Origin of the sequence: Streptomyces aidingensis (assembly GCF_900112355.1) — a bacterium.
GTDB lineage: Bacteria > Actinomycetota > Actinomycetes > Streptomycetales > Streptomycetaceae > Streptomyces > Streptomyces aidingensis.
This window is the reverse complement of record NZ_FOLM01000002.1, coordinates 490493-515732: the sequence shown is the minus strand read 5'-3', so window position 1 is coordinate 515732 and position 25240 is coordinate 490493. Positions and strand designations below refer to the sequence as shown.

Genomic DNA, 25240 nt, shown 5'->3' with positions numbered 1-25240 from the left:
TCCTCAGTCCCCTGTCCGCACCGCCGCAGCCCGCGCCCGGAGGCCGAAGATGAAGATCGCGTTCCTGGTCTACAACATGTACGGCATCGGCGGCACGGTCCGGGCCGTGGCCAATCTGGCCTCCGGGCTGAGTGCCCATCACGATGTGGAGATCGTCAGCGTGTTCCGGCGCGGTGACGCGCCCCGCTTCCCGCTCGACCCACGGGTGCGGCTGGTGCCGCTGATCGACGCCCGGCACCGGCTGTGGCGCTGGACGCATCCCTCCGCCCGGCGGTCCAGCGCCATGTTCCACGACCCCGGACCGGCCGGCGGCGCGGTGCCGCCCAGCAGACTGGTCGACCGGCGGGTCGCCGCCTATCTGCGCCGCACCCGTGCCGACGCGGTGATCGCCACCCGCCCCCTGCTGGTCGGCCACCTCGCCGCCTACGGCCCCGACCGCTGTCTGCGGATCGGCCAGGAACACCGCACCCTGGACTCCCACAACCCCGAGCTGCGCGAGCAGATGCTGGCCGCCGTCTCCTGCCTGGACGCCTATGTCACCGTCTCGGAGGCGGACGCCCGCGCCTGGCGGGCCGCCCTGCCGGCCGGCTCCGGGGCCACCGTCACCGCCCTGCCCAACGCGGTGCCCGCGCCCGACCCGGAGCTGCGACTGCCCGGCCCGGACCAGGACTCCCGGCTGGTGGTCGCGGTCGGCCGGCTGATCCCGATCAAGCGCTTCGACCGGCTGATCGAGGCGTTCGCCAAGGTGGTCACCGTCCGGCCCGACTGGGAGCTGCGCATCTACGGCCGGGGCCGCACCGAGGGACGGCTGCGCCGCACGATCGACGCCCTCGGACTGGGCGACCGGGTGCGGCTGATGGGGGCGGTGGCGCCGGTGGAGAGCGAGTGGGCCAAGGCCGCGGTCGCCGCCGTGGCCTCGGACGGCGAATCCTTCGGCATGACGATCGTGGAGGCCATGCGGTGCGGGGTGCCGGTGGTCTCCACCGACTGCCCGTACGGTCCCGCGGAGATCATCACCCCTGGCGTGGACGGCTTGCTGGTGCCGCTGGAGGGCGGCAGCGACGCCCTGGCCGACGCCCTGCTGGAGCTGATCGAGGACCCCGGGCGGCGGCGCGCCATGGGCGAGGCCGGGCTGCGCACCGGCGCCCGCTACGACCCGGCCGGCCTCGCCGAGCGCTGGACCGGCCTGCTGCACGACCTGGCCCGGCGGCGTCCGGGCGGCTGCGCCGTCCGCCGTCCCGGGGGCCTGTCCGCCGCCGTGGCCGGGGCCGCGTTCGACGCCGGCGAGCTGGCCGCCCGCACCGCCGCCCGGCTCGCCGCGGTGCGCCGCCGCGCCCGCCGGCCGCGGCCGGCGGCGGCCCGCTGCACGGTCACCGAGGACGGCTCGCTGCTGATCGCCTTCGAGGACATCCCGGCCTCCGCCGCCTCCGCCGGTGCTCCGCTCGATCTGGTGCTCCGGCTGCGCGGCACGCCCACCACCCTCCGCCTGCCGCTGACCGAGCAGCAGCCCGGCGGCCGGCCCGCCGCCCTGCTCTCCCGTGCCCACCACATCCTGGGCGAGGGCCGCTGGGACTGCCGGCTCGCCCCGCGCGGGACGCCGCCGGGCACCCCGGCGGAGGCCGCCGGCCCGCCGGTCGCCGCCCGGCTGCTCGACACCGCGCCCCTGCTCACCCTTCCCCCCACCGTGGACCAGCGGGGTCTGCGCCACTGGGTGCCGTATGCCACGGCCGACGGCACCCTGGCGGTCCGGGCCTGGCTGCGGCACGCGCACGCCGAGATCGAGCAGGTGCTGCCGGGGGAGAGCGGGTTCACCGTCACCGCCCGGGTGCTCGCCCCGGCCGGCCGGGCCCCCGGCCCCCGTCCCCGCGTGTTGCTGGGCCCCGACTGGGACGTGGCGGTCCGCACCGTGGCCGGTGCCCCGGACCGGCTGGAGTTCTCCGTGGACTACGCCGAGGCGCTGCGCCACCGCACCGCCGGACCGGACACCGTGGCGGAGCTGCGCTACCGGCCCGGCCCCGGCCGCGGCACGGTGAGCCTGGGCCGGATCGGCGGGGACATCCCGGACCGCCGCCGCACCGACCGCTACCCCGCCGTGGTGCTGCGCCACCCGGAGTACGGCCCGACCCGGCTGCGGCCGGTGTTCACCCACCGCAATGCCCTCGCCCTGGCCATGACCGACGCCCCGGCCGCCCCGGCCGCCTCAGCCGGCCGCTGAGGCCGGCGGGCAGGACCCGGGGGCGCCGCCGCCCGCCATGTCGCAGTCCTCGAAGCGGCGGGCGCCCGGGCCCTGCCCGCCCAGCACGTCATAGGGGTTGGCCAGCATGCAGTCGCTGAGCGAGAGACAGCCGCAGCCGATGCATTCGCTGAGGTGGTCCCGCAACTGGGTGAGCTGGGCGATCCGCCGGTCCAGGTCCTTGCGCCACCACCCGGAGACCCGCGCCCAGTCCTCCGGGGTGGGCGTGCGCCCCTCGGGCAACTGGGCGAGCGCGTCCCGGATCGCGTTCAGCGGGATGCCGAGGTTCTGCGAGACCCGGATGAACGCCACCCGCCGCAGCATGTCCCGGGCGTAGCGGCGCTGGTTCCCGGAGGTGCGCCGGCTGCTGATCAGTCCCTGTGTCTCGTAGAACCGCAGCGCCGAGGTGGCCACCCCGCTGCGCTCCGCCAGCTGCCCGATGGTCAGCTCCCTGCTGATCAGCGCCCCGCCACCACGCCCGCTCATGCCCCGACCGTACCTTGCTCCCACGTGCCCGTGAACTCTCACCCGAACCGCTCACCCCGCCCCGCGCCCCGGCATCCGGACGGCCGGTGTCCCGGGGCGGGACACCGGCCGTCCGGTGGTGGGAGGGGGCGGTGCCGGGTTACCGGATGACGGTGATGCGGTCGGCCGCCGGGGCGGTCAGGGGGTTCTCCGGGGAGGAGTGGGCGGTCAGGTAGTCGGCGAGGGCGTCGACGTCGATGCCGCCGACCACCGTGTTGCCGCCCTCGGCCAGGGTCGGGAAGGCGTCGCCGCCGCCGGCCAGGAAGGAGTTGACCGCGACCCGGTAGGTGGCGGCCGGGTCCAGCGGCTCGCCGCCGATGGTGACGGAGCCGGCGACGATCCGGTCCGCGCCGGTCCTGGTCAGGTCCAGCGTGTAGCCGAAGCCCTCGGAGGGCTGGAGGATGCGGTTGGCCTCCGCGTTGCCGCCGGTGACCTGCTCGTGCAGCACGGCCAGCAACTGCTCGCCGCTGAGGTCGATGATGTGCACGTAGTTGGTGAACGGCTGGACGGTGAAGGCCTCTTCGAAGGTCACCACGCCGTCGCCCTCGTCTCCCGAGGCGGCGTGGACCAGGTCGGTGCGGATGCCGCCGGGGTTCATCAGGGCGAGGTCGGTGGACGGGTCCACGGTCCGGGCGTGGGCAAGCTGGGCATCGGCGATCAGATTGCCCAGCGGGGTCTCGGGAAGGTTCCGGTCCTCGTTGATGTCCTCGGCGATCCAGCCGACCGGGCGGGCGCCGAGCGGACCGGCCAGCGCGTCCCAGAAGCCGATCAGGCCGGTCAGGTCCGCGGCGGCCCGCTCCCGCTCGACGACCACATTGGAGCCGGAGACCGAGGCCCGCACGATGTCGCGCTTGCGCCAGTCGTACTCCATGGTCAGCTCGGTGAACAGCCGCCCGTTGGAGGCCGCCGAGGTGACCAGCCGCTCATTGCCCGCCGGGTCCGGCATGGAGCACACATACGGCTGGTGGGTGTGGCCGGTGACCAGCGCGTCCACCATCGGCGTGGTGTTCTGCGAGATCTCCACGATCGGGCCGGAGAGGTTGGCGCCGCCCGGGCCGCAGTCCGCGTTGTAGGCCGAGGAGGCCGGATAGCCGCCCTCGTGGACCAGGGCGATGACCGCGTTGACGCCCCTGCGCTTGAGCTGCTTGGCGTACTTGTTGATGGTCTCGGCCTCGTCCAGGAAGGCGATGCCCTCGATCCCGGACTGGGTGACGATGTCGGCGGTGCCCTCCAGGGTCACGCCGATGAAGCCGACCTTGGCGCCCTTGAGGTTCTTGATGACATAGGGCGCGAGGATCGGCTTGCCGGTGTCCTCGTGGACCACGTTGGCGGCCAGGAAGGGGAAGTCCGAGCCCTCGTAGGTGCGGCCGTCCACATAGCAGCCGTCCTCGGGGTGGCAGCCGCCGTCCTGGAGCCGGACCAGCTCCTCCCAGCCCTCGTCGAACTCGTGGTTGCCCACGCCCACCACGTCCATGTCCATGAGGTTCAGCGCCTCGATGGTGGGCTCGTCGTGGAAGAGGGCGGAGAGCAGCGGGGTGGCGCCGACCATGTCTCCGGCGGCCACGGTGACCGACCGCTTGTGGCCTTCGCGTGCCTCGCGCAGCGCGGTGGCCAGGTACTCGACGCCGCCCGCCTCGATGGTCGAGGTGGTGCCGTCCTCGTGCAGATGGGTGACGCGTCCGCCGGAGCCGCTCGGGGGCTCCAGCGCGCCGTGCAGGTCGTTGAGGGCCAGTACCTGGAGTTCGGTGGTGGCGGGCGGCTTGCCGGGCTTGTGCTTGCCGCCGCCGTGGTGGCCGCCGCCGGCTGATGCCTGGGTGGCGGGCAGGGCGAGGACCAGTGCGCCGGTGAGAGCCGTGGCGAGCGCCGCGGTGATTCTGCGGTGGCGCGAGCCGGGCAGCCGGGTGAGAGTGGGGCGTTGCATGCGGGGCTGTTCCCTTTCACGCGAGTCGGTCCGGGGACACGGGGCCGTGAACCGGCCCGGGGGTCCGGGGCCTTGAGGTGCTTGCCTCGGCCCGAGGCGGCACGGATGTGGACCGCAGCCTACGGGCTACGCGCGTAGCGTGTCAGGGGTGCAGAGGTAACCAGCACATTGCGAGTTCGCGTCGCGGCATTACGCGCGGCGGCCCCGTACAGTTTGGCCATGAGCGACGTCGTGGTACTGGACGAAGTGTCGGCGACGGATGTGCGGGACGCTCAGGAGCTCATCGCGCTGGCGGCCAGGGTGGACGGCCAGGCCGCCGTCTCGGAACAGGGCCGGCTGCTGCTGCGCGGCGGGCCCCGGGAGGGCGTCCGGCATCTGCTGCTGCGGCACAAGGGCGAACTGGTCGGCTATGCCCTGCTGGACGGCACCGAGCCCGTGGAGGCGCCGTCCGCGGAGCTGGTGGTGCATCCGGCCCATCGCGGCCGGCGGTACGGCCGTTCGCTGGGCGAGACGCTGCTCGCCGAGTCCGGGAACCGGCTGCGGGTCTGGGCGCACGGCGGCCACCCGGCGGCCCGCCATCTCGCGCAGAGCCTGGGGCTGACCCTCTTCCGGGAACTGCGGCAGTTGCGCCGCCCGCTGGGCGGCCTGCCACTGGACGACATCCGGTGGCCGGTGGGCGTCACCGTCCGCACCTTCGTCCCGGGCAAGGACGAGGAGGCCTGGCTGGCGGTGAACGCGGCGGCCTTCGCCCACCACCCCGAACAGGGTTCCCTCGGGATGCGCGATCTCCTGGCGCGCCAGGCCGAGCCGTGGTTCGATCCGCACGGTTTTTTCCTGGCCGTGCGGGCGGCGCCGGGGGCGGCCGGCGGGGGAGGGGAGGAACTGCTCGGCTTCCACTGGACCAAGGTGCACAGCGCCGAGGGGCTGGGCGAGATCTATGTGCTGGGCATCGCGCCGCAGGCGCAGGGCCTGGGGCTGGGCCGGGCGCTGACCCTGACCGGGCTGCGCTATCTGGCCAGGGACCGCGGGATCGCCACCGGGATGCTGTACGTGGACGCGGACAACACGGCGGCGGTGCGGCTCTACGAGGGCCTGGGCTTCCGCACCCATGAGACGGACCTGATGTACCGCACCGAGAGCTGACCGGCGGGAGCGCGGGGGCCGGGGTGGAGACGGGGGAGCGGGTGGCGACGGGGGGAGCCGGGGAGATGGTGGTGCGGGGCGCCCGGCGGGGCGGACGGAGCGGCCTGGCCGGGGCGGGGCGTACGCGCCCCGCGTGCGCGATTGCGCCGGGACACCCGCTCGTCACAGGAGTGATGTGTTGCGTTTGCCGTGGTGGCGGGAGAATGGGTGTATGAGCCCGGAACCGCGGACCCCGTCCGACAAGCTGCCCGCCGGCGCCACCGATGCCGGAGCCGATGGCGAGTCCACCGCCGCCTCGGACGCGGCTGCCCGGCGGCGCACGGCCGCCCGCACCGCCGCCAGGACGACGGCCAAGAGCACCAGCAGATCCGCCGCGAAGACGGCCGCCGGCAGCCCCGCGAAGGGCGCCGCGAAGGGTGCCGCCAAGAGCGCGGCGAAGGGTGCCGCCAAGAGTGCGGCGAAGGGCGCCGCCAAGAGCGCGGCCAGGAGTGCGGCGAAGGGCGCGGCCCGGAACACGGCACGGAACACGGCCAAGGGGGCCACCAGGGCGGCGGCCGAGGCGGCGGACGCCGAGCCGGCGGCGAAGGCCGCGGGCGGAAACGCCGGGACGCCGGACGCCGCGACCGCCGCGGAGCCCGCGCCGCGGCCCGCCCCGAGGAGCGCGCCGCGGGCGGCGCCCCGCACCTCACCCGGACGGCCGAGTGCCACGCCCGTCGTCCCGGGCCCGGCGGACGCCACCGCCGCCGACGCCGTCGCCGGGCCGGTGGGCTCCATCGAGGCCTTCCGCCCGCACGCCCTGCCCGAGCAGCCCATGGACGCCGCGCCCGAGGAGGAAGACGCCATGACCGTCCTGCCGGCGGGGGCCGCCGCCGCGAGCCCGGTGCCGGAGCACGCGGCCCCCCTTCCGGCGAATCGTTTCCTCGATCGTGAGGAGAGCTGGCTCACCTTCAACCAGCGCGTGCTGGAGCTCGCCGAGGACCCGGACACCCCGCTGCTGGAGCGGGCCAACTTCCTCTCCATCTTCGGCAGCAACCTGGACGAGTTCTTCATGGTCCGGGTCGCCGGGCTCAAGCGCCGCATCGCCACCGGCGTGGCCACCCGCTCCGCCTCCGGCCTCCAGCCCCGCGAGGTGCTGGAGAAGATCTGGGCCGGCACCCGCGACCTCATGGCCCGCCACGCCGACTGCTTCCACAAGTCGGTCGCCCCCGAACTCGCCGAGCAGGGCATCCACCTGCTGCGCTGGCCGGAGCTGACCGAGCACGAGCAGATCCGGCTGTTCTCCCTCTTCCGCCGCCAGATCTTCCCGGTGCTCACCCCGCTGGCCGTGGACCCGGCGCACCCCTTTCCGTACATCTCCGGCCTGTCCCTGAACCTGGCCGTGATCGTGCGCAACCCGGCCTCCGGCCACAAGCACTTCGCCCGGGTGAAGGTGCCGCCGCTGCTCTCCCGCCTGCTGGAGGCGTCGCCGCAGCGCTATGTCCCGGTCGAGGACGTGATCGCCGCGCACCTGGAGGAACTCTTCCCCGGCATGGAGGTGCTGGCCCACCACGTCTTCCGGGTCACCCGCAACGAGGACCTGGAGGTGGAGGAGGACGATGTGGAGAACCTCCTCCAGGCCCTGGAGAAGGAGCTGCTGCGCCGCCGCTTCGGCCCGCCGGTCCGGCTGGAGGTCGAGGACAGCATCGACGAGGAAGTGCTTGACCTGCTGGTGCGCGAGCTGAAGGTGAACGAGGCCGAGGTCTTCAAGGTCCCCGGCCCGCTCGACCTCACCGGGCTGAAGGCCATCGCCGCGCTGGACCGGCCGGAGCTGAAGTACCCCAAGTTCGTCGGCGGCACCCACCGCGATCTGGCCGAGGTGGAGAGCGCCTCCGCGCCCGACATCTTCGCCGCGCTGCGCGACCGCGACGTCCTGGTGCACCACCCCTACGACTCCTTCTCCACCTCCGTGCAGCGCTTTGTGGAGCAGGCCGCCGCCGACCCCGACGTCCTGGCCATCAAGCAGACCCTGTACCGCACCTCCGGCGACTCCCCGATCGTGGACGCCCTGATCGACGCCGCAGAGCAGGGCAAGCAGGTGCTGGTGCTGGTGGAGATCAAGGCCCGGTTCGACGAGCACGCCAACATCAAGTGGGCGCGCAAGCTGGAGGAGGCCGGCTGCCATGTGGTGTACGGGCTGGTCGGCCTGAAGACCCACTGCAAGCTCTCGCTGGTGGTCCGTCAGGAGGGCGAGCAGCTGCGCCGCTACGCCCACATCGGCACCGGCAACTACCACCCCAAGACGGCCCGGCTGTACGAGGACCTGGGGCTGCTCACCGCCGACCCCGAGGTCGGCGCGGACCTCTCCGACCTCTTCAACCGGCTCTCCGGCTACTCCCGCCGGGAGACCTACCGGCGGCTGCTGGTGGCGCCGCGCTCGCTGCGCGACGGACTGATAGCCCGCATCCGGCGGGAGACAGCCCACCACCGGGAGGGCCGGCCGGCCGGCATCCGGATCAAGGCCAACTCGATAGTGGACGAGCGGGTGACCGACGCCCTCTACCGGGCCTCGCAGGCCGGCGTACCGGTGGACGTGCTGGTGCGCGGCATCTGCGCGCTGCGGCCCGGGGTGCCGGGACTCTCCGAGAACATCCGGGTGCGCAGCGTACTGGGCCGCTTTCTGGAGCACTCCCGGGTGTATGTCTTCCTCAACGGCGGCGACCCCGAGGTGTGGCTGGGCAGCGCCGACCTGATGCACCGCAACCTGGACCGCCGGATCGAGGCGCTGGTGCAGGTCACCGACCCGGCGCACCGCTCCGCGCTCAGCCGGCTGATCGCCACCGGCACCTCGGACACCACCCAGTCCTGGCGCCTCGGCTCCGACGGCACCTGGACCCGGCATGTGGTGGACGAGGACGGCGAACCGCTGCGCAATCTGCAGGAAGAACTCATCCAGTCGAGAAGGAAGAACCGGCGTGGCACAGGCAACTGACAACACGGGGGATCCGATACGGGCGGCGGGCTGCGTGCTCTGGCGGCACGCCCCCGGCGGAGGCATCGAGATCGGCCTGGTGCACCGCCCGCGCTACGACGACTGGTCGCATCCCAAGGGCAAGCTCGACCCGGACGAGAAGCCGGCCGAGGCGGCGGTCCGCGAGGTGCGCGAGGAGACCGGCATGGAATGCCTGCTGGGCACCGAGCTGCGCACCCTCCGCTACGGTGCGCGGGGCAGGGACAAGGAGGTCAGCTACTGGACCGCCGAGGCGATCAGCGGCGTCTTCGTGCCCAACCACGAGGTGGACGTCTTCCGCTGGCTGGCCCCGGACCGGGCCCGTGACCTGCTCAGCTACGGCCAGGACCGCGACCTCCTGGACGAAGCCCTGCCTGCCCTTCCCGCCCAGCCTGCCCTTCCCGGCCTGCCCGCTGCGCCCGCTTCGCCCCTTCTTCCCCCTTCTCCCGTCCCGCCGCCCCCCGCCGCTCGGTAGCCGGCCCGCCGGCTCAGGGCGGCGGCCAGCGCCAGTCACGGGGGGCGAGGGCGGTCCAGGGGAGGGTGATCTCGCCGTGCCGCCAGCGGCGCGGCCCGTCGGCCGTCGGCCACTCGGCGCCCACCGCCCGCACCGCCCGCAGCCAGCGCTGCCGCGCGCCCAGCGGGCCGTACGCGGCCTCGGCCGCCCACGCCCGGTCGAAGGCGCGCAGAAAGGCGTGCACCGGCTCCCCCGGCACATTGCGGTGGATCAGCGCCTTGGGCAGCCGCTCGGCCAGCTCCGAGGGGGCGGCCAGCGAGCCCAGCCGGGCCGCGAAGGTCACCGTGCGGGGACCCTCCGGACCGAGCGCCACCCACACATGGCGCCGGCCGATCTCGTCGCACGTGCCCTCCACCAGCAGCCCGTCCGGCGCCAGCCGCCCGCACAGCCGGGCCCAGGCGGCCGGGACCTCCTCCTCCGGGTACTGGCGCAGCACATTCGCCGCCCGGATCAGCGCCGGCCGCAGGCCGCCCGGCAGCGGCACCTCGAAGCCGCCGCGCACAAAGCTCAGCCCGTCCCGCCCCCGGGCATACGGCCCGGCCGCGGCGACCCGCGCCGGATCGATCTCCACACCCACCACCCGCACCCGCGGCGCCACCCGGCGCAGCCGGGCCAGCAGCTCCACCGCCGTCCAGGGCGCCGCGCCGTAGCCGAGATCCACCGCCACCGGCGGCTGCGGGCCGCGCCGCAGCGCCGCGCCGTGCGCGTCGGCGATCCAGCGGTCCATCCGGCGCAGCCGGTTCTGGTGCGTGGTCCCCCTGGTCACCGTCCCCTCGGGACGCGCCCGGCTGCCACCGCGGCCCGTGCCCCGGTCACCCATGCCCGCGACCCTACCGGTCTGCGGCCGGTGTCACGGTTTGGCAAAGTGGGAAGAGGAAGGCCCTCCTCCGCGGTTGCCGCCCCAGGAGCCCGCACCGGCCGGTGGCGTGGTGGCGGACTCGACGGGTCAATCGGTTCAGTGGTCAGGAGTTCTCGTGCCGGACTTTCCACGGCTCACGCTCCGCCGCTCGGGACGGCACCCGCGGCGCGTGGCCATGCTCAGCGTGCACACCTCCCCGCTCCATCAGCCCGGCACCGGAGACGCCGGCGGCATGAACGTCTACATCGTCGAGCTGGCCAGAGAACTGGCCGCGCTCGGCACCCAGGTCGAGATCTTCACCCGCACCACCTCCGGAACCGTCCCGCCGGTGGTGGAGCTGGCCCCCGGCGTGCTGGTGCGGCATGTCACCGCGGGCCCGTACGAAGGGCTGGCCAAGGAGGAGCTGCCCGCCCAGTTGTGCGCCTTCACGCACGGAGTGATGCGCGCCTGGGCCGGCCGGCGCCCCGGCTACTACGAGCTGGTGCACTCGCACTACTGGCTCTCCGGCCATGTCGGCTGGCTGGCCGCGGAGCGCTGGGGCGTGCCGCTGGTGCACACCATGCACACCATGGCCAAGGTCAAGAACGCCCACCTGGCCCGGGGCGACACCCCGGAGCCGGCCTACCGGATCATCGGCGAGCAGCAGATCGTGGACGCCGCCGACCGGCTGGTGGCCAACACCGGCGAGGAGGCCGCGGACCTGATGCGGCACTACGGTGCCCGGCCCGAGCAGACCGCGGTGGTGCACCCGGGCGTCAATCTGCGGCGGTTCCGGCCGGCCGACGGGCGGGCCGCGGCCCGGGCCCGGCTCGGCCTGCCGCCCAGCGCGCTGATCCCGCTGTTCGCCGGCCGTATCCAGCCGCTCAAGGGCCCGGACATCCTGCTGCGCGCCGTGCACGAGCTGGTGCGGGCCCGGCCCGCGCTGCGGGAACGTCTGCTGGTCCCGGTGGTCGGCGGGCCCAGCGGCAGCGGGCTGGCCAGGCCGGAGAAGCTGCACAAGCTGGCGGCGCGGCTGGGCATCGGCGATCTGGTGCGGTTCCACCCGCCGGTGGCCCAGAGCGAGCTGGCCGACTGGTACCGGGCGGCCAGCGTGCTGGTGATGCCCTCGCACAGCGAGTCCTTCGGGCTGGTCGCGGTGGAGGCGCAGGCGTGCGGCACCCCGGTGGTGGCGGCGGCGGTCGGCGGTCTGCCGGTCGCGGTCCGGGACGGCGTCACCGGGCTGCTGGTGCGCGGCCACGAACCGGCCGGCTACGCCCGCGCGCTGGCCCGCTTCGCCGACGAGCCGGAGCTGGCCGACCGGATGGGCGCGGCGGCGGTCGGGCACGCCCGGGGCTTCGGCTGGGCCACGGCGGCCCGGGAGACCGCCGACATCTACACCGAGGCGATCTGGGAGCGCCGCTTCCGGCCCGCCACCGCGGCGGGCATACGATCGGGCCATGCCGGAGAACCCTGAGCCCAGCACGGGAGCACGCGAGACCATCGAGGCCGCGCTGACCGGCCTTGCCGCCGAGGACACCGGGGTGAGCTGGGAGAACCCGCGGGAGGGGCACTATGTGGTGAAGCTGCCGGGCACCCGCAAGCTGTCCACCACGGTCTCCCTGGTGGCCGGGCGGCACTCGCTCTCGGTCAACGCCTTCGTCATCCGCCGCCCGGACGAAAACCACGCCGAGGTGCACCGCTGGCTGCTGGAGCGCAACACCCGGCTCTACGGCATCGCCTACGCCGTGGACACCCTCGGCGACATCTATCTCGTCGGCAGGCTGCCACTGGCCGCGGTGACCGCGGAGGAGATCGACCGGCTGCTCGGCGCGGTGCTGGAGCAGGCGGACGGCTCCTTCAACACCCTGCTGGAGAAGGGCTTCGCCACCGCCATCCGCAAGGAATACGCATGGCGCACCGCCCGCGGCGAATCCACCCGCAACCTCGACGCCTTCACCCGCATCACCGCCCCCTCCGCCTGACCGGCAGCCCCGGCGGTGCGGCGGGCCGGGTGTCTGCCGTGCCGGGGCATGGCGGAACCGATGCCGGGGATGCCGCGCCCGGGGGGTGACACCGTGCCGGCAGAGCCATTGCGGCATCCGGTTGGCGTGGTGGCTGCGCCGCGATGCGCGCAGCGGCGGCGGCCCGCCGGCGCGGGAAGGAGCCCGGTCCGGGGGCGGTGCCGTGGTCGTGGTCGTGGTCCGGCAGCAGCGCCTTGCCGGAGCCGGTCCGGACGACGACGCCGGCGCCCGGCGTGCGGCCCCGGCGAGTGACCGGCCGGGCACCCTCACCCCGGCCCGCGCGTTCCGGCAGAATGCCCGCAAAGGCTTGCGGCCGATACCGGACTGGGGCAGTCTCGCAGTCACTCTGCGGAGCAGCCGCCGGACGCACAGCGTCGTGCCGTCCGTCGCGGCGCACCGCCACGGGTCACGGGGGAGCCAGGTGTTGGCCGAGGACGCGGAATGGCAGGGCACACGCGCGGTGTACGACCGGCTGGTGCCCAGGCTGGTCGGAGTGCACCGGACCGAGCCCCGCCCGGTCCCCCGGGAGTTCGCGGTGCCGCCGGTGATCCGGGTGACGGGCGGCCGGGCGGCCGGCAAGAGCCGGCTGATCGAGATCCTGCGCGACGGCTATGACCGCCGGCTCGCCGTCGCCCACGCCGATCTCGCCGACCCCTTCTTCGGCCATCTGGGCCTGAGCGGCTCCGGCCACCGGACCCGGGAGACGGCCACGGACGCGGACGACGGGACGGCCGGGACGGCCGGGACGGCCGGGGCGGAGGCGTCCCCGGCGCCGCCCGGGCCGCCGCCGGGCCCGCCCGGTGCGGCGGGCGAACTGCCGGAACCGGTGGACACGCTCGCCCTCTCCCGGCTGCTCGCACTGCTCTCCTACCAGCTCGCCGCCCGCACCGAAGGCCCCGGCCGCCCGGTCACCTGCCACCGGCTCACCCTCGGCCTGCTGCTCCTCACCGCCTGGCGCCCGGACGAGGAGGGCACCGACCCCGCCGAGGCCCGTGAACACCTGCGGACCTTCATCGCCTCCTGGTACGCCGGCCGGCGCGGCACCGGATTCGACTTCGACGCCTGGCTGCAGCACGCCGTCGCCCAGCTCCTGGCCCTGCTCGGCTTCCCGCTCCCCGAGGACCTGGCCGGCATGCTGCTCACCACCGCCCGCCAGCTGCGGCCCGGCACCCGCTCCGGACGGGCGGCGCTGCGCTGGTGGGAGGAGAACGTGACCGGCCGCGGCGGCGACGGCTTCAGCCGCCTCTTCGAATTCGTCAACGCCTTCCGGCAGCGCGGCGAGGCGGACCGCCACGAGGGCCGGCTGCTGCTGGTCGCCGCCCTGCTGGCGGACGTGGACGCGCAGCGCGGCCCCTGGCAGTCCTTCTCCCGCACCCCGCCCCCGCTGCTGCTGCTGGACAACGTCCACACCCCGCGGGGCGAGCACCTGCTGGACCTGCTGCTCACCGCCTACGACCGCGGCGCCCGCCCGGCCCCGGGGCGGGGCGGCCGGGGGACGGCCTTCCGCCCGGTGATCGTCACCACCGCGCTGGGCGACCCGGCCGCCCACCGCTCCTGCGACGCGGTCCGGGACGCCACCGTGGCCTGGCAGCCGCCCGGCCCGGAGAACCTTTCGGCCACGGCATGGCTGCTGCCGCTGGGCATACCGGGGATGAACCAGGACGACGCCCGGCGGCTGTTCGGGGTCGCCGCCTGGTCCGCCGCCCTGGCCTGGCCGGTGCGGCGGCTGAGCCGGGGCCGGGAGGGCATCGTGCGGGAACTCGCCGGCCCGGTCTCCCGGGCCGCCGCCTCCGGCACCCCGCACAGCGGGTCCGCGCTGCTCCGCCTGCCCGCCGCGGGCGGCGGCGGGCGGACCCTCGGCGAGGCGCTGCTCGACCGGCTGCTGCCCGACCCCGTTCTCCAGGACGAACTCGCGCTGCTCGCCCCGGCGCTCAACAAGCAGGCGGCGGTCTGGCTGATGAAGGCCGTCACCCCGCCGGACCGCCCGGCCGCCAAGTACACGGTGGCCGCGCGGCTGGAGGCGGTGACCGCGGAGCTCGACGGCGGGCACTGGCAGCGCGGCACCCGGCCCTGGCCATGGCCGGCCGGTGAGCCCGGCGGGGCCGACGGGGTGCCGTTCCTCACCGATCCGGCGCTGCGCATCCTGCTGCTGCACCGGCTGCGCACCCGGCTGGCCGGCCAGTGGGGGACCGTTCAGCGGCGGCTGCGCACCTTCCACAACACCGCCCATCTGGACGAGGGCGCGCCGGGTCACGGCCTGGCCTATCTGCATCACACGCTGGCCCTGGGCCGTCTGGAGCCGGTGGTGCGGTGCCTGCACCACCGGCTGCCGGACATGACCGCGGCCGAGTGGCTGTCCTGGGTCAACATCATCTGCGCCGCACCGCATCCGCCGGCCGGCGGCCCGGCCGCGGAACCGGCGGCGGCCGGCGCGGCACGCACCCCGTGCCCGGCCTGCGTCGCGGACCCCGGCACGGGTATCCATGACGCGATCACCTGGCTGGTCAGCGGCGTCTGGCGGCTCTCCGACCCGCTGGCCCCGGTGCCCTCCTCGGCCGAACTCCTCCAGGTCTCCGGCGCCCTGGTCGAACTCCAGGCGACGCGGCAGGGCGACGCCGCGTTCCTCACCGCCGCCACCAGGTGGTCCGGCCTGCTGGGCCGGGGCACCCAGGCACCCGAACTGACCGACCCACCGGGGGAGGAGCGGCCATGAACACCCCGAGCCGGCTGCCAGGACTGCGCCAGGGCCTGCGCCAGGGCCTGCGGCACCGATGGTTCCGCCTGGGGCGCGGCGTGCAGACTCTGCTGCTGGCCGGGCTGGTGCTGGCCGTCGCCGTGATCCTGCTGGTGCTGGTGGACCGGCTGACCGACGACAGCTGCGCCCCCGGTGTGGTCGAACGCGACGGGGAGTGTGTCGGGGTCACCGACGGCTCGTTCGTCTTCTCCCCGCACCTGGAAAGGGTCTCCGCCCGCATCGAGCGGGAGAACGACGAGGTCCGCGCCTCGGGACAGGAGTACGTCACGGTCGCCCTGATGATCCCGATGACGCTCTCCGGCGAGGTCGGCCGGGAGCAGATACTCAAGGAGGTGCAGGGTGCGTTCCTGGCCCAGTACCGGGCCAACCACCAGGACAACGACGCCGGGCCGCTGATCCGCCTGGTGCTGGCCAACCCGGGCCGGGACAGCGCCCACTGGGAGCGGGTGACCGAGCAGCTCATCGGCATGGCCGCGGACGACTCCGACCGGCTGCGCGCCGTCACCGGTTTCAACATCAGCCAGCGGCCCGCCGGGGACATCCTGACCCGGCTGACCGGGGCCGGCGTGCCGGTCGTGGCCGGCCCGCTCACCGCCGACAACCTGGGCAACACGGCCGAGGACCCCGAAGCCTTCCCGGGCATGGTCAAGATCGTCCCGGACAACGGCGACCAGGCCGCCGCCCTCGCCTCCTTCCAGCAGGCCGCGGAGGGCGAGGGGGACGGTGAGCCGCTCCTGGTCTACGACGCCCGCGCCGGCGACCACTACAACAGCACGCTGTACGAGATCTTCGGCGGCGAACTGGCCGGGGCCGCGGCGTACGAACCGATGAAGTTCACCTCGTCCGGAATCACCGACACCACCGGCGTCGCCGCCCAGTTCCGGCTGATGATCCCGCGCATCTGCAATCTGCCGGACACCGTGAACACGCTCTACTTCGCCGGCCGCCCGACGCATCTGCGGCAGTTCGTCAACGAGCTCGGCGAACAGCCCTGCCGCCGGTTCACGGTGATCAGCGCCTCGGGCGCCTCCACCCTGGCCACGGACACCGAGCTGAACTGGGACGTCCTGGGCAAGGGCATCACCGTCCGCTACAGCGCCCTGGCCCACCCCGACGCCTGGCCGGCGACCGCGGACCCGGTCGGCGGCGAACACGACGCCATGGAGACCCTGAAGACACTGGCGGCCGAGCACGCGGCCCGGATCGGCACGACCGATCTGGAGGACTCCCGGGCCATCGTGATGTACGACGCGGTGTGGACGGCCGTCGAGGGCATCCGGCTGGCCGCCGCCGCGGGCGCGGTCGCCGTACCGTCCGCGGCGGAGGTGGCCGCCGTCTGGGCGCAGATGAGCCAGGGCTACGGGGTCTCCGGCGCGAGCGGCTGGATCTGCCTCAACAACCACGGCAACGCGCACAACAAGGCCGTCGCCGTCGTCAGCCTGGACCCGGACAACCCCGGCCGCCTCCGCTTCGACGGCCTCGCCTGGCCGCAGGGCGCCCCGCCCGGCACCGACTGCACCATCCCCAACCGGGCCGCCGCCTCCTGACCGGCGGCAGCCGGTCAGCCGTGGGCGTCCGGCACGCGGACCGGGCAGCGCAGGCCGGGCGCCCGGGCCGGCCGGGCGTCGGTGGTCAGCAGGGCGCAGCCGTATGCTTCCGCGGCTGCGGCACAGGCCGCGTCGTAGCCGGTGACGGCAGTCGGCACGGCGGTGCCGCGGAGGCGTGGTGGGGCACCGCGCCTCCGCGGGCGGGAGGGGGAGTTCCCGGTCAGGGGCAGGCGGTGGTGCGGGTCCAGTGGCCGGGGGTGGTTTCGGTGAGAGTGGTGGTCACGGCCAGGGACCACAGGCCGAGGTGGTCGCCGGAGCCGACGGCGTAGGCGTAGCCGTAGCGGTGCACGGCGCGGCCGGCCAGGGTGTGGGCGTAGTTGTTGGCGGTGACGCAGGCCAGGGGCGGCTCGGGATCCGGGTCGGGGTCAGGTTCGGGGTCGGGCTCCGGATCCGGGTCGGGCTCCGGGTCCGGGTCGGGGGTGGTGCCGGAGAGGTTCCAGTCCTGGGCGATGTGGTAGCTGGAGCAGAGGCTGCTCAGGAAGTAGGCGGCGGTCCGGCCGCACTGCTCGGTGCCGCTGCCCGGGGCCACCGGCGTGCCGTGGCCGTTGCCGGCGGTGAGGTAGGAGACGACGACGGGCGCGCCGGAGGCGTCGCGGTATTCGGTGCGGGTGGTGGATGCCGCAAGGGTGCGGGTGGCGTCGCCGGTGGTGTCGGTGGCGTGGACGTCGGTCCACTGCTTGACCGACTCGGTGAGGTTGGCGGTGGCCACGGTGTAGTCCGCGCCGCCGTGCCAGAGGGAAACCACCGGCCGGGGCCCCAGGTAGCCGGGGTGGGCGGCGCGGACCAGGTCGCCCCAGGCGTCGGCGGACTTCGTCTTCCCCGGGCTCATGCAGGAGAAGGCGTCGATCATCGAGGTGGCGCAGCCGTGCGGCAGGCCGGCGATCACCGCGCCGCCCGCGAAGACGTCCGGGTAGGCGGCCAGCATGGTGGCGGTCATGGCGCCGCCCGCCGACAGGCCGGTGACGTAGACCCGGTCCGGGTCGGCGGACTGGTCGGCCAGCACACGGTCCACCATCTGCTTGATGGACAGCGCCTCGCCCTGGCCGCGCCGGGTGTCGCCCGGCTCGAACCAGTTGAAGCAGCGCGAGGAGTTGTTGCCGCTCTGCTGGCCCGCCGCGATCACCGTGAAGCGGTGGGCGTCGGCGAACTTCTGCCAGCCGGAGTCGGCGAAGTAGTCCGTCGGCCCCTGGGCGCAGCCGTGCAGCAGCACCACCACCGGGCGGCCGGCCGGCAGGCCGTCCGGGACATAGCGGTGCATGGTGAGGTTGCCGGGGTTGGAACCGAATCCGGTGACGGCGGTCAGCGAGGCGGCGTGCGCCGGACCGGCCGGCACCAGCAGCAGGGCGGCCACCGTGGCCAGCAGGGCGGTCAGTGCGGCGAGAGGTCTTCTTCGCCCCTTGGGGCGGGGTGCGGCTCTCCGGGGCATGGTCGGCATGTCCGGTTCTCCTTCGGACGCGGCGCGGCCGTCCCGGGCCGCGCCGGCGGGGGTGGATGCGGGCACCGTAGGGCGGACCGGCCCGGCCGTTGATGGAGACCGGATCTATAGATCGATGGCTGAGTATGTGTGGGACACACATTGTCCTGGGGCTTCGATGGGACGGACCCTTCTCGGCATCACTGGGACACACATAGCTGTGCCGAGCCGCCGCCGTACCGGCCGTACAAGGGAGCCGTACACCATGCCTCAGCCGCGTCGAGGAGTCCGCCGAAGAGTTCTCAGCAGACTGGCCGCCACCGCCGTGGCCGCCGTGCTGGCCGCGACCGCCGCGGCCTGCTCCAGCCCGGGATCGAGCGACGCGGGCGGCAGCGGCGGCGGCTCCGGCGGCAAGGACGGTGACGGGGAAGGCGGCAGCGTGACCGTCGCGCTGATCACCTCCACCTCCGGCCCGCTGGCCTCCTACGGCGAGCAGTATCTGCGCGGCTTCGAGGCCGGCCTGGACTACGCCACGGACGGCACCGGCGAGGTGGACGGCATCGCCATCGAGGTCGTCAAGTCGGACGACGCGGCCGAGCCGGACACCGCCGTCGCGCTCGCCCGGCAGCGCATCGGCGAGGGTGCCCGGATCATCGCGGGCACGGTCTCGTCCGGTGTGGCCGTCCAGCTCTCCCCGCTCGCCGAGCAGAACCAGGTCCTCTACATCTCCGGACCGGCCGCCACCGACGCGGTCACCGGCAGCAACGACTACACCTTCCGTTCCGGCCGCCAGACCTACCAGGACGTGGTCACCGCAAAGGAGATCCTGGGCGGGCAGAGCGAGGGCAAGAAGGTGGTGGTGCTGGCCCAGGACAGCGCCTTCGGCCAGGCCAATGTGGCGGCCGTGGAGGGCGTGCTCGGCGCCCAGGGCATGGAGGTGGCGTCCGTCCTGGCCCCGCCGAGCGCCACCGATCTGACCCCGTCCGCCGCCCAGGTGCTGGCCGAGGACCCGGACATGGTCTTCGTGGCCTGGGCCGGAGACACCGCCCAGTCCATGTGGACCACCCTGGACCAGCAGGGCGTGCTGGACGCCGCCACCGTGGTCACCGGGCTGGACCTGCGCGCCAGCTACCCCGTCTTCGGCAAGGCCCGCGACAAGGTCACGCTGCTCGCGCACTATGTGCCCGGCGCCACCGACACCCCCGAGGCGCAGGCGCTGCAGAGCTACTTCGACGCACAGGGCTGGGAGACCGACCTGTTCACCCCGGACGGTTTCAACGCCGCCCAGATGGTGGTCGAGGCGGTGCGCGCGGGCGGCGCCGACGGCGACACCCAGGCCATGATCGACGCCCTGGAGGGCTTCACCTTCTCCGGCGTCAAGGGCGAGAACACCGTGCGCGCCGAGGACCACGCCCTGCTCCAGCCCATGTTCCAGGCGGCCTTCGAGAGCGCGGACGACGGTGCCCTGCCCACCGTGGTGCAGACCTTCGACGCCGCGGTGGTCGCCCCGGCGCCGGCGGCGGCGGAAGGAAGCTGAGCATGACGCCCCCGCCCCCGGGCGCCCCGTCCGCCCCTGCCCCCGCCTCCGTCCCGGCCGCCGGGGCCAAGGGGCGGGCGGTGCTCCGGTGCACCGCGCTGACCTGGGCGGTCGGCGCCGTAGCCATCGTCGACGGCATCGAGCTGACCGTTGCCGAGGGCGAGTTCCTGGCACTGATCGGCCCGAACGGGGCCGGCAAGACATCGCTGATCAACCTCATCAGCGGCATCACCCGGCCCACCTCCGGGGCGGTGCTGCTGGACGGCCGGGAGATCGACCGGCTCGCCCCGCACCGCCGCGCCCGGCTGGGCATCGGCCGCACCTTCCAGTCCTCCTCCGTCTTCCCGACCATGACCGTGGCCGAGCATGTGGAGCTGGCCGCGCGGGCGGTCGGCGCCCGCCGGGTGACCGGGCCCGACGTGGCGGCGGTGCTGGAGCGGGTACGGCTCGGCCACCGGGCACAGGACCTGGCCGGCGGGCTGTCGCACGGCGACAAGCGCAAGCTGGAGCTGGCCATGCTGCTGGCCTCCACCGTTCCCGGGGTCGGCGGCGACGGGCCACGGCTGATGCTGCTGGACGAGCCGATGGCGGGCGTCGCGGCCGAGGAGATCGGCGAACTGACCGAGGTGATCCGCATCCTGCACCGGGAGGAGGGCCGCACCCTGCTGATGGTCGAGCACCACATGCATGTGGTGCTCGACCTGGCCGACCGGATCGCGGTGCTGCACCACGGCACGCTGCTGGCCGAGGGCACCCCCGAGGCCGTGATGGCGGACGAGGAAGTACAGCGCGCCTACCTCGGGGAGGACCTGTGACCAGCCAGGACATGCCGCCCGGCCCGCCCGGCCCGCCCGGCCCGCCCGGCCCGAGCATTCTGGACGTCCGGGATCTGCGGGTGGACATCGCCGGCTCCCGCATTCTCCAGGGCGTCACCTTCACCGTCCCCGCCACCGGGGTGACCGCGCTGATGGGCCGCAACGGCGTGGGCAAGACCACCACCGTGCGGGCCGTGCTGGGGCTGCTGCCGGAGGAGGGGCGGATCACCGGCGGCACCGTGCGCTGGGCCGGCGGCGACGGCTGGACGGACATCACCCACGAGCCCACCCACCGCACCGTGCGGCGCGGCATCGGCTACGCGCCGGAGGACCGCGGCATCTTCGCCCGGCTCACCGTGGCCGAGAACCTGGCCCTGGCCGAACGGGCGGGCGGCGGCCGGCCCGCCTACGACCTGGTCCACGAGCTGTTCCCCGAGCTCAAGGCCAGAGGTGCGCAGGCGGCCGGAACCCTGTCCGGCGGACAGCAGCAGATGGTCGCCATCGCCCGCTGCCTGCTCAACGACAACCGGCTGATCATCGTGGACGAGCCGACCAAGGGCCTGGCGCCCCGGGTGGTCACCGAGGTCGCCGAGGTGCTGGCGCGGGCCGCGGAGCGGGTGCCGATGCTGCTGGTGGAGCAGAACCTGGCGGTCATCCGGAAGCTGGCCGGGCACGCGGTGGTGCTGGAGGCGGGCCGGGCGGTGCACAGCGGACCGGCCGCCGGGCTGCTGGCCGACCGGGCCCGCACCACCACCCTGCTCGGCGTGGGCCGGGCCCCCGGCGGAACTCGTCCGCCCGGCCGGGCAACCGAATCCGCCGAAAGTGCGGTCACAGAAAGTACCGGAGAAGCCACCCGGGGCAGCCGGGGCGCCACGGATGCCACACAGGCCACGGAGACCACGAAAGGAGCGGCGCGATGAGCACTCTCGTCCTGCTCACCCTCACCGGGCTCGGCCTGGGCGCGCTGTACTTCCTCATCGCCTCCGGCCTGGCCCTGATCTTCGGCCTGATGGACGTGCTGAACTTCGCGCACGGCGCGTTTCTCACCGTCGCCGCCTATGCCGCCTGGCAGACCGCCACCGCGGTCGGCGGGATCAGCGGACTGCTGCTGGCCCTGATCACCGGCACCCTCACCGGGCTCGCGCTGGCCGTGGTGGTCGAACGGGTGCTGATCCGCCGCCTGTACGGGCGGCCCAAGGAGCAGATCCTGGTCACGGTCGGGCTGTCGCTGACCGTACCGGCCCTGGTCCAGGCGTATGCCGGCGCCGACTCCCGGCCGTTCCCGGTGCCCGATTCGCTGTCCGGCACGGTCGGGGTGCTCGGCGCCCAGGTGCCGGTCAGCCGGCTGGTGCTGATCGCCGCCGCGGTGCTGGTGCTCACCGGCGTGCGGCTGTTCCTCTCCCGCACCCGCTACGGGCTGATCGTCCGCGCCGGGGTGGAGGACCGCGCCATGGTCACCGCCCTGGGGATCGACGTCACCCGGGCCTTCACGCTGGTCTTCGCCCTCGGCGGGGCACTGGCCGGGCTGGCCGGGGTGCTGGCCGGGCTCTACTTCGGCTCCCTCTCCCCGCATCAGGGCACCGGGCTGCTGATCTTCGCCTTTGTGGTGGTGATCATCGGCGGGCTGGAGTCCATCACCGGGGTGGCGCTGGCCGCCGTCACCGTGGGGCTGGTCCAGCAGTACGCCAACTACTACGTGGCGGGCGGCTTCGGAGACTTCGCCGTGGTGATCGTGCTGGCCGCCGTGGTGCTGGCCCGGCCCGCGCCCGGCCGCCGCTCCGTGCTGCACCGGCTGCGCGAACTGCTGCCCGTGCCCCGGCCCACCGCCGGCAGCACCCCCGTCCCGACCGCAGGAGGCCAGGCATGAACCCCCGCACCGCCCCCTCGGGCGCCTCCGCATCCACATCCACATCCGCATCCACATCCGCATCGGCCGCCGGGCCGGCCCCCGCCGCCGCGGTGACGCCGTCCCCCGGACCGGCCGGCGGAGCGCCGCCCGGCCCCGCGCCGGCCCCGGGCGGGGGCGTCCGGCGCGGCCTGCCGCAGCGGCTGCGCGCCCACCGTTCCCGGCTGGGCACGGCCGCCGTGCTGCTGCTTCTGCTCACCCTGCCGTACTCGGCGCTGGACATCCCCGTGCTGCTGGACGGACCGGTCAACTCCGCCGGATCGCTCCAGTTGTTCGCCCTCTGCCTGGTCTTCGCCGGGCTGGCGGTCAGCTACGACCTGCTGTTCGGCCGCACCGGGCTGCTCTCCTTCGGCCACGCCCTCTATATCGCGGGCGGCGCCTACGGCACCCAGCTCGCCATGTCCGAACTGGGCCTGACCCTGGTCCCGGCCGCCCTGCTCACCCTGGCCGCGGGCAGCGCCGCCGCCTGCCTGCTGGGCGCGGTCTCACTGCGCAGCCTGGCTCTGGGCGGTATCGGCTTCGCCATGGTCACCCTGGCCTTCGCCCAGGCCGGTTCCATCTGGGTGCAGCGCAACCCCGGCGGCCTGACCGGCGGCGAGGAAGGGCTCCCGCTGCGCGCGGACGCGGTGCCCCAGGCGTTCATCGGCGTCGCCAACACGGTCAACGTCTACTGGCTGGCGCTGGGCTATCTGGTGCTGACCGCGGCCGTGGCCTGGACGGCGGCGGCCTCCCCGACCGGCAAGGTCTGGCAGGCCGTGCGGGACAACGAGCAGCGGGTCTCCGTCCTGGGCCGCGATCCGTTCCGTCACAAGCTCGGGGCCTTCGTGCTGGCCTCCGCGCTCGCCCTGCTGGGCGGCACGGTGTATCTGGTGGTCACCGGCGGGGTCACCCCCGAGGCCAGCACCGCCGACTTCACCCTCACCCTGCTGGTGATGGTGGTGCTGGGCGGCGCCGGCACCCGCTGGGGGCCGGTCGTCGGCGGCATCCTCTTCGTCTATCTGGATCACCGGCTCGGCGCCCTGGGCGTATCGGACGCGGTGGCCGGGCTGCCGGAATGGCTCTCCGCTCCGCTCTCCGAGCCCCTGGTCGTGCTCGGCATTCTCTTCGTCGCCGCCGTCTACCTCTTCCCCGGCGGTCTCACCCAGGCCGGGCGCGCCCTGCGCCCGCGCCGCCGCACCCCCGGCCGCGACGCAGCGGAAGGAGCATCCGCATGACGGGCCGCCCCGAGCCGGTACCGGCCGGCTGTGAACTGCGGGTCCCGGTGGCCGGCGGCGACCTGGCCGTGACCCACTGGCCCGCCACCACCACGGCTCCCACGGCCGCCGCCGCCGGGCCGGTGATCGCACTGCACGGCATCACCGCCAACGGTCTTGCGCTGACCGCCCTGGCCCGCACCCTCACCGCCGCCGGGCACGATGTCTACGCACCGGATCTGCGCGGCCGGGCCGGCAGCCGGGCACTGCCCGGGCCGTACGGGCTGGCCGCCCATGCCGGCGATCTGCTGGCGCTGCTGGACCACCTCGGGCTGCCGTCCGCGCCGCTGATCGGGCATTCCATGGGCGGCTTCGTGGCGGCGCTGGCCGCCGCCCGCCACCCCGGCCGGTTCCCCCGGGTGGTGCTGGTGGACGGCGGGATCGGCTTCCCCGCCCCCGCGGGCACCGATATCGACGCCCTGCTGGAGGCCGTCATCGGCCCCGCCATGCGGCGGCTCGCCATGACCTTCCCCGACCGGGACGCCTACCGCGCCTTCTTCCGGAACCATCCCGCCCTGGCCCGGCACTGGGGGCCGGACGTCCAGTGCTACGTCGACCGCGACCTGACCGGCAGCCCGCCCGCGCTGCGCAGCGGCTGCGTGCTGGAGGCCGTCCGGGCCGACGGCTCCGATGTGCTGACCGACCCGGAAACCCTGGGCGCGGCGGCCCGGCTGACCGTCCCGGCCACCCTGCTCTACGCCGAGCGCGGCCTGCTGGACGAACCGCAGGCGCTCTACGACGCCGGGCGGCTGGCGGCCTGCCCGGTGCCGGCCCGCCCGGTGCCGGACACCAACCACTACTCCATTCTGCTCACCCCGGCGGCCACCGGGGCGACGGCCGAGGCGCTCGCCTCCCTCGCCTCCCGCACGCCACCCGCGGCAGGCCACCGCCCGGCGCCCAGCCACCAGCCGCCCAGCCACCAGCCGCCCAGCCACCAGCCGACCACCGACCAGGCCGGGGACCACGCATGACCACCACCATCACCAGCACCGACGCCACCGGCCGGCCCGCCGGCATGCCCGATCTCTCCGGCCGGACGGCACTGGTCACCGGCGCGGCCAGCGGCATCGGCCGGGCCTGCGCCCGCCATCTGGCCGCCGCCGGCGCCAAGGTCCGCGCGGTGGACGTGAACGCCGAGGGCCTCGACTCGCTCGCCGCCGAGATCACCGCCGAGACCGAGGTCCTGGACCTCACCGACCTCGACGCCGCCGAACGCGTCGCCGCCGGGGCCGGCGCCGACATCCTGGTCAACAACGCCGGGGTGCAGCTCGTCCGGCCCCTGGAGGAGTTCCCGCCCGACGGCTTCGAACGCATCCTGCGGCTGATGCTGCACGCCCCCTTCCGGCTGATCCGCGGCGCCCTGCCGCACATGTACGGCCAGGGCTGGGGCCGGATCGTCAACATCTCCTCCGTCCACGGGCTGCGCGCCTCGCCCTACAAGGCCGCCTATGTGGCGGCCAAGCACGGGCTGGAAGGGCTGTCCAAGGTGGCCGCGCTGGAGGGCGCCGCCCACGGGGTGACCTCCAACTGCGTCTGCCCCGCCTATGTCCGCACCCCCCTGGTGGAGCGGCAGATCGCCGACCAGGCGGCGGTGCACGGCATCCCCGAGGCGCGGGTGATCAGCGACATCATGCTGACGGACTCGGCGCGCAAGGAGCTGATCGAGCCCGCCGAGGTGGCCGCCGCCGTGGGTTATCTCTGCGCGCCGGAGGCGGCCGGCATCACCGGCATCTCACTCCCCCTGGACGGAGGCTGGACCGCACACTGACCAT

Annotated in this window: 19 protein-coding genes and 1 pseudogene; 15 read left to right on the top strand and 5 right to left on the bottom strand. The window is 74.5% G+C overall.

Translation table 11 applies throughout. From position 1 onward, the window contains the following. Window positions 1-49 precede the first annotated feature (49 nt). A complete protein-coding gene (locus tag BM242_RS06825) occupies window positions 50-2215 on the top strand; it encodes a glycosyltransferase family 4 protein (RefSeq protein ID WP_093837736.1) in 2166 nt (721 codons plus the stop codon). On the opposite strand, the gene soxR is transcribed toward BM242_RS06825, so the two are convergent. Both soxR and BM242_RS06815 read right to left on the bottom strand, forming a co-directional pair. Continuing rightward, window positions 2201-2719, bottom strand: coding sequence for a redox-sensitive transcriptional activator SoxR (gene soxR / locus BM242_RS06820; protein ID WP_093837735.1), 519 nt, complete (start codon window positions 2717-2719; stop codon window positions 2201-2203). The genes BM242_RS06825 and soxR overlap by 15 nt on opposite strands. A gap of 139 nt (window positions 2720-2858) precedes the next feature. After that, window positions 2859-4679 (bottom strand): bifunctional metallophosphatase/5'-nucleotidase, encoded by a 1821-nt coding sequence (locus BM242_RS06815; protein WP_093837734.1) that lies wholly within the window; start codon window positions 4677-4679, stop codon window positions 2859-2861. Window positions 4680-4898: 219 nt separating this feature from the next. On the opposite strand from BM242_RS06815, the gene mshD reads away from it, so the two are divergent. The 3 genes and pseudogenes from mshD to BM242_RS06795 all read left to right on the top strand — a co-directional run. Further along, window positions 4899-5822, top strand: a complete 924-nt coding sequence (gene mshD, locus BM242_RS06810) for a mycothiol synthase (protein WP_093837733.1) — start codon at window positions 4899-4901, stop codon at window positions 5820-5822. Window positions 5823-6663: 841 nt separating this feature from the next. After that, window positions 6664-8790 carry an RNA degradosome polyphosphate kinase gene (locus BM242_RS06800; RefSeq protein ID WP_245833888.1) on the top strand — a complete coding sequence of 709 codons (2127 nt, stop codon included), beginning with the start codon at window positions 6664-6666 and terminating at the stop codon, window positions 8788-8790. 16 nt (window positions 8791-8806) lie between these two features. Beyond that, window positions 8807-9208 (top strand): annotated as a pseudogene (locus BM242_RS06795) (NUDIX hydrolase); the annotation flags it as partial. Between the two features lie 88 nt (window positions 9209-9296). Here BM242_RS06795 and BM242_RS06790 read toward each other — a convergent pair. Next, window positions 9297-10142 carry an SAM-dependent methyltransferase gene (locus BM242_RS06790; RefSeq protein ID WP_093837730.1) on the bottom strand — a complete coding sequence of 282 codons (846 nt, stop codon included), beginning with the start codon at window positions 10140-10142 and terminating at the stop codon, window positions 9297-9299. A 154-nt stretch (window positions 10143-10296) separates the two neighbouring features. Between BM242_RS06790 and mshA the strand changes: the two genes are divergently transcribed. From mshA to BM242_RS06770, 4 genes are all read left to right on the top strand, one after another. Further along, window positions 10297-11634 (top strand): D-inositol-3-phosphate glycosyltransferase, encoded by a 1338-nt coding sequence (mshA, locus tag BM242_RS06785; RefSeq protein WP_245833871.1) that lies wholly within the window; start codon window positions 10297-10299, stop codon window positions 11632-11634. Then, the gene (locus BM242_RS06780) at window positions 11618-12142 is read left to right on the top strand and encodes a type III secretion system chaperone family protein (RefSeq protein WP_093837729.1); all 525 of its coding nucleotides are present in this window, start codon (window positions 11618-11620) and stop codon (window positions 12140-12142) included. The genes mshA and BM242_RS06780 overlap by 17 nt, the downstream gene beginning before the upstream one ends. Window positions 12143-12605: 463 nt before the next feature. Then, on the top strand, window positions 12606-14894 hold the full coding sequence (locus BM242_RS06775; protein ID WP_139238280.1) for a hypothetical protein: 2289 nt from the start codon (window positions 12606-12608) through the stop codon (window positions 14892-14894). Next, window positions 14891-16483 (top strand): ABC transporter substrate-binding protein, encoded by a 1593-nt coding sequence (locus tag BM242_RS06770; protein ID WP_093837727.1) that lies wholly within the window; start codon window positions 14891-14893, stop codon window positions 16481-16483. The genes BM242_RS06775 and BM242_RS06770 overlap by 4 nt, the downstream gene beginning before the upstream one ends. Window positions 16484-16497: 14 nt before the next feature. Here BM242_RS06770 and BM242_RS28425 read toward each other — a convergent pair whose 3' ends face one another. Then, entirely contained in the window at window positions 16498-16641 is a 144-nt protein-coding gene (locus tag BM242_RS28425; RefSeq protein ID WP_175541294.1) for a hypothetical protein, read from the bottom strand. A 62-nt stretch (window positions 16642-16703) separates the two neighbouring features. Beyond that, complete coding sequence (locus BM242_RS06765; RefSeq protein WP_245833870.1) at window positions 16704-17978, bottom strand: extracellular catalytic domain type 1 short-chain-length polyhydroxyalkanoate depolymerase; 1275 nt, start codon at window positions 17976-17978, stop codon at window positions 16704-16706. 244 nt (window positions 17979-18222) lie between these two features. On the opposite strand from BM242_RS06765, the gene BM242_RS06760 reads away from it, so the two are divergent. The 7 genes from BM242_RS06760 to BM242_RS06730 are packed head-to-tail and all read left to right on the top strand — an operon-like array spanning window position 18223 to window position 25236. Next, window positions 18223-19494, top strand: coding sequence for a substrate-binding domain-containing protein (locus BM242_RS06760; protein WP_093837726.1), 1272 nt, complete (start codon window positions 18223-18225; stop codon window positions 19492-19494). A 2-nt stretch (window positions 19495-19496) separates the two neighbouring features. Continuing rightward, a complete protein-coding gene (locus BM242_RS06755) occupies window positions 19497-20309 on the top strand; it encodes an ABC transporter ATP-binding protein (RefSeq protein WP_093837725.1) in 813 nt (270 codons plus the stop codon). 11 nt (window positions 20310-20320) lie between these two features. After that, window positions 20321-21229 (top strand): ABC transporter ATP-binding protein, encoded by a 909-nt coding sequence (locus BM242_RS06750; RefSeq protein WP_093837860.1) that lies wholly within the window; start codon window positions 20321-20323, stop codon window positions 21227-21229. After that, complete coding sequence (locus tag BM242_RS06745) at window positions 21226-22176, top strand: branched-chain amino acid ABC transporter permease (protein ID WP_093837724.1); 951 nt, start codon at window positions 21226-21228, stop codon at window positions 22174-22176. Before BM242_RS06750 ends, BM242_RS06745 begins: the two co-directional genes overlap by 4 nt. Next, window positions 22173-23429 (top strand): branched-chain amino acid ABC transporter permease, encoded by a 1257-nt coding sequence (locus BM242_RS06740; protein WP_093837723.1) that lies wholly within the window; start codon window positions 22173-22175, stop codon window positions 23427-23429. The genes BM242_RS06745 and BM242_RS06740 overlap by 4 nt, the downstream gene beginning before the upstream one ends. After that, complete coding sequence (locus BM242_RS06735) at window positions 23426-24439, top strand: alpha/beta hydrolase (protein ID WP_093837722.1); 1014 nt, start codon at window positions 23426-23428, stop codon at window positions 24437-24439. The genes BM242_RS06740 and BM242_RS06735 overlap by 4 nt, the downstream gene beginning before the upstream one ends. Beyond that, window positions 24436-25236, top strand: a complete 801-nt coding sequence (locus BM242_RS06730) for a 3-hydroxybutyrate dehydrogenase (protein ID WP_175541293.1) — start codon at window positions 24436-24438, stop codon at window positions 25234-25236. The genes BM242_RS06735 and BM242_RS06730 overlap by 4 nt, the downstream gene beginning before the upstream one ends. The last annotated feature ends 4 nt before the right edge of the window (window positions 25237-25240 follow it).

Excerpts from the sequence above, each read along its gene's own strand:
- BM242_RS06825 (WP_093837736.1), top strand. The coding sequence starts at position 50 with ATGAAGATCGCGTTCCTGGTCTACAACATGTACGGCATCGGCGGCACG.
- soxR (WP_093837735.1), bottom strand. The coding sequence starts at position 2,719 with ATGAGCGGGCGTGGTGGCGGGGCGCTGATCAGCAGGGAGCTGACCATC.
- BM242_RS06815 (WP_093837734.1), bottom strand. The coding sequence starts at position 4,679 with ATGCAACGCCCCACTCTCACCCGGCTGCCCGGCTCGCGCCACCGCAGA.
- mshD (WP_093837733.1), top strand. The coding sequence starts at position 4,899 with ATGAGCGACGTCGTGGTACTGGACGAAGTGTCGGCGACGGATGTGCGG.
- BM242_RS06800 (WP_245833888.1), top strand. The coding sequence starts at position 6,664 with ATGACCGTCCTGCCGGCGGGGGCCGCCGCCGCGAGCCCGGTGCCGGAG.
- BM242_RS06790 (WP_093837730.1), bottom strand. The coding sequence starts at position 10,142 with ATGGGTGACCGGGGCACGGGCCGCGGTGGCAGCCGGGCGCGTCCCGAG.
- BM242_RS06780 (WP_093837729.1), top strand. The coding sequence starts at position 11,618 with ATGCCGGAGAACCCTGAGCCCAGCACGGGAGCACGCGAGACCATCGAG.
- BM242_RS06770 (WP_093837727.1), top strand. The coding sequence starts at position 14,891 with ATGAACACCCCGAGCCGGCTGCCAGGACTGCGCCAGGGCCTGCGCCAG.
- BM242_RS06765 (WP_245833870.1), bottom strand. The coding sequence starts at position 17,978 with ATGCCGACCATGCCCCGGAGAGCCGCACCCCGCCCCAAGGGGCGAAGA.
- BM242_RS06760 (WP_093837726.1), top strand. The coding sequence starts at position 18,223 with ATGCCTCAGCCGCGTCGAGGAGTCCGCCGAAGAGTTCTCAGCAGACTG.
- BM242_RS06755 (WP_093837725.1), top strand. The coding sequence starts at position 19,497 with ATGACGCCCCCGCCCCCGGGCGCCCCGTCCGCCCCTGCCCCCGCCTCC.
- BM242_RS06750 (WP_093837860.1), top strand. The coding sequence starts at position 20,321 with ATGCCGCCCGGCCCGCCCGGCCCGCCCGGCCCGCCCGGCCCGAGCATT.
- BM242_RS06745 (WP_093837724.1), top strand. The coding sequence starts at position 21,226 with ATGAGCACTCTCGTCCTGCTCACCCTCACCGGGCTCGGCCTGGGCGCG.
- BM242_RS06740 (WP_093837723.1), top strand. The coding sequence starts at position 22,173 with ATGAACCCCCGCACCGCCCCCTCGGGCGCCTCCGCATCCACATCCACA.
- BM242_RS06735 (WP_093837722.1), top strand. The coding sequence starts at position 23,426 with ATGACGGGCCGCCCCGAGCCGGTACCGGCCGGCTGTGAACTGCGGGTC.
- BM242_RS06730 (WP_175541293.1), top strand. The coding sequence starts at position 24,436 with ATGACCACCACCATCACCAGCACCGACGCCACCGGCCGGCCCGCCGGC.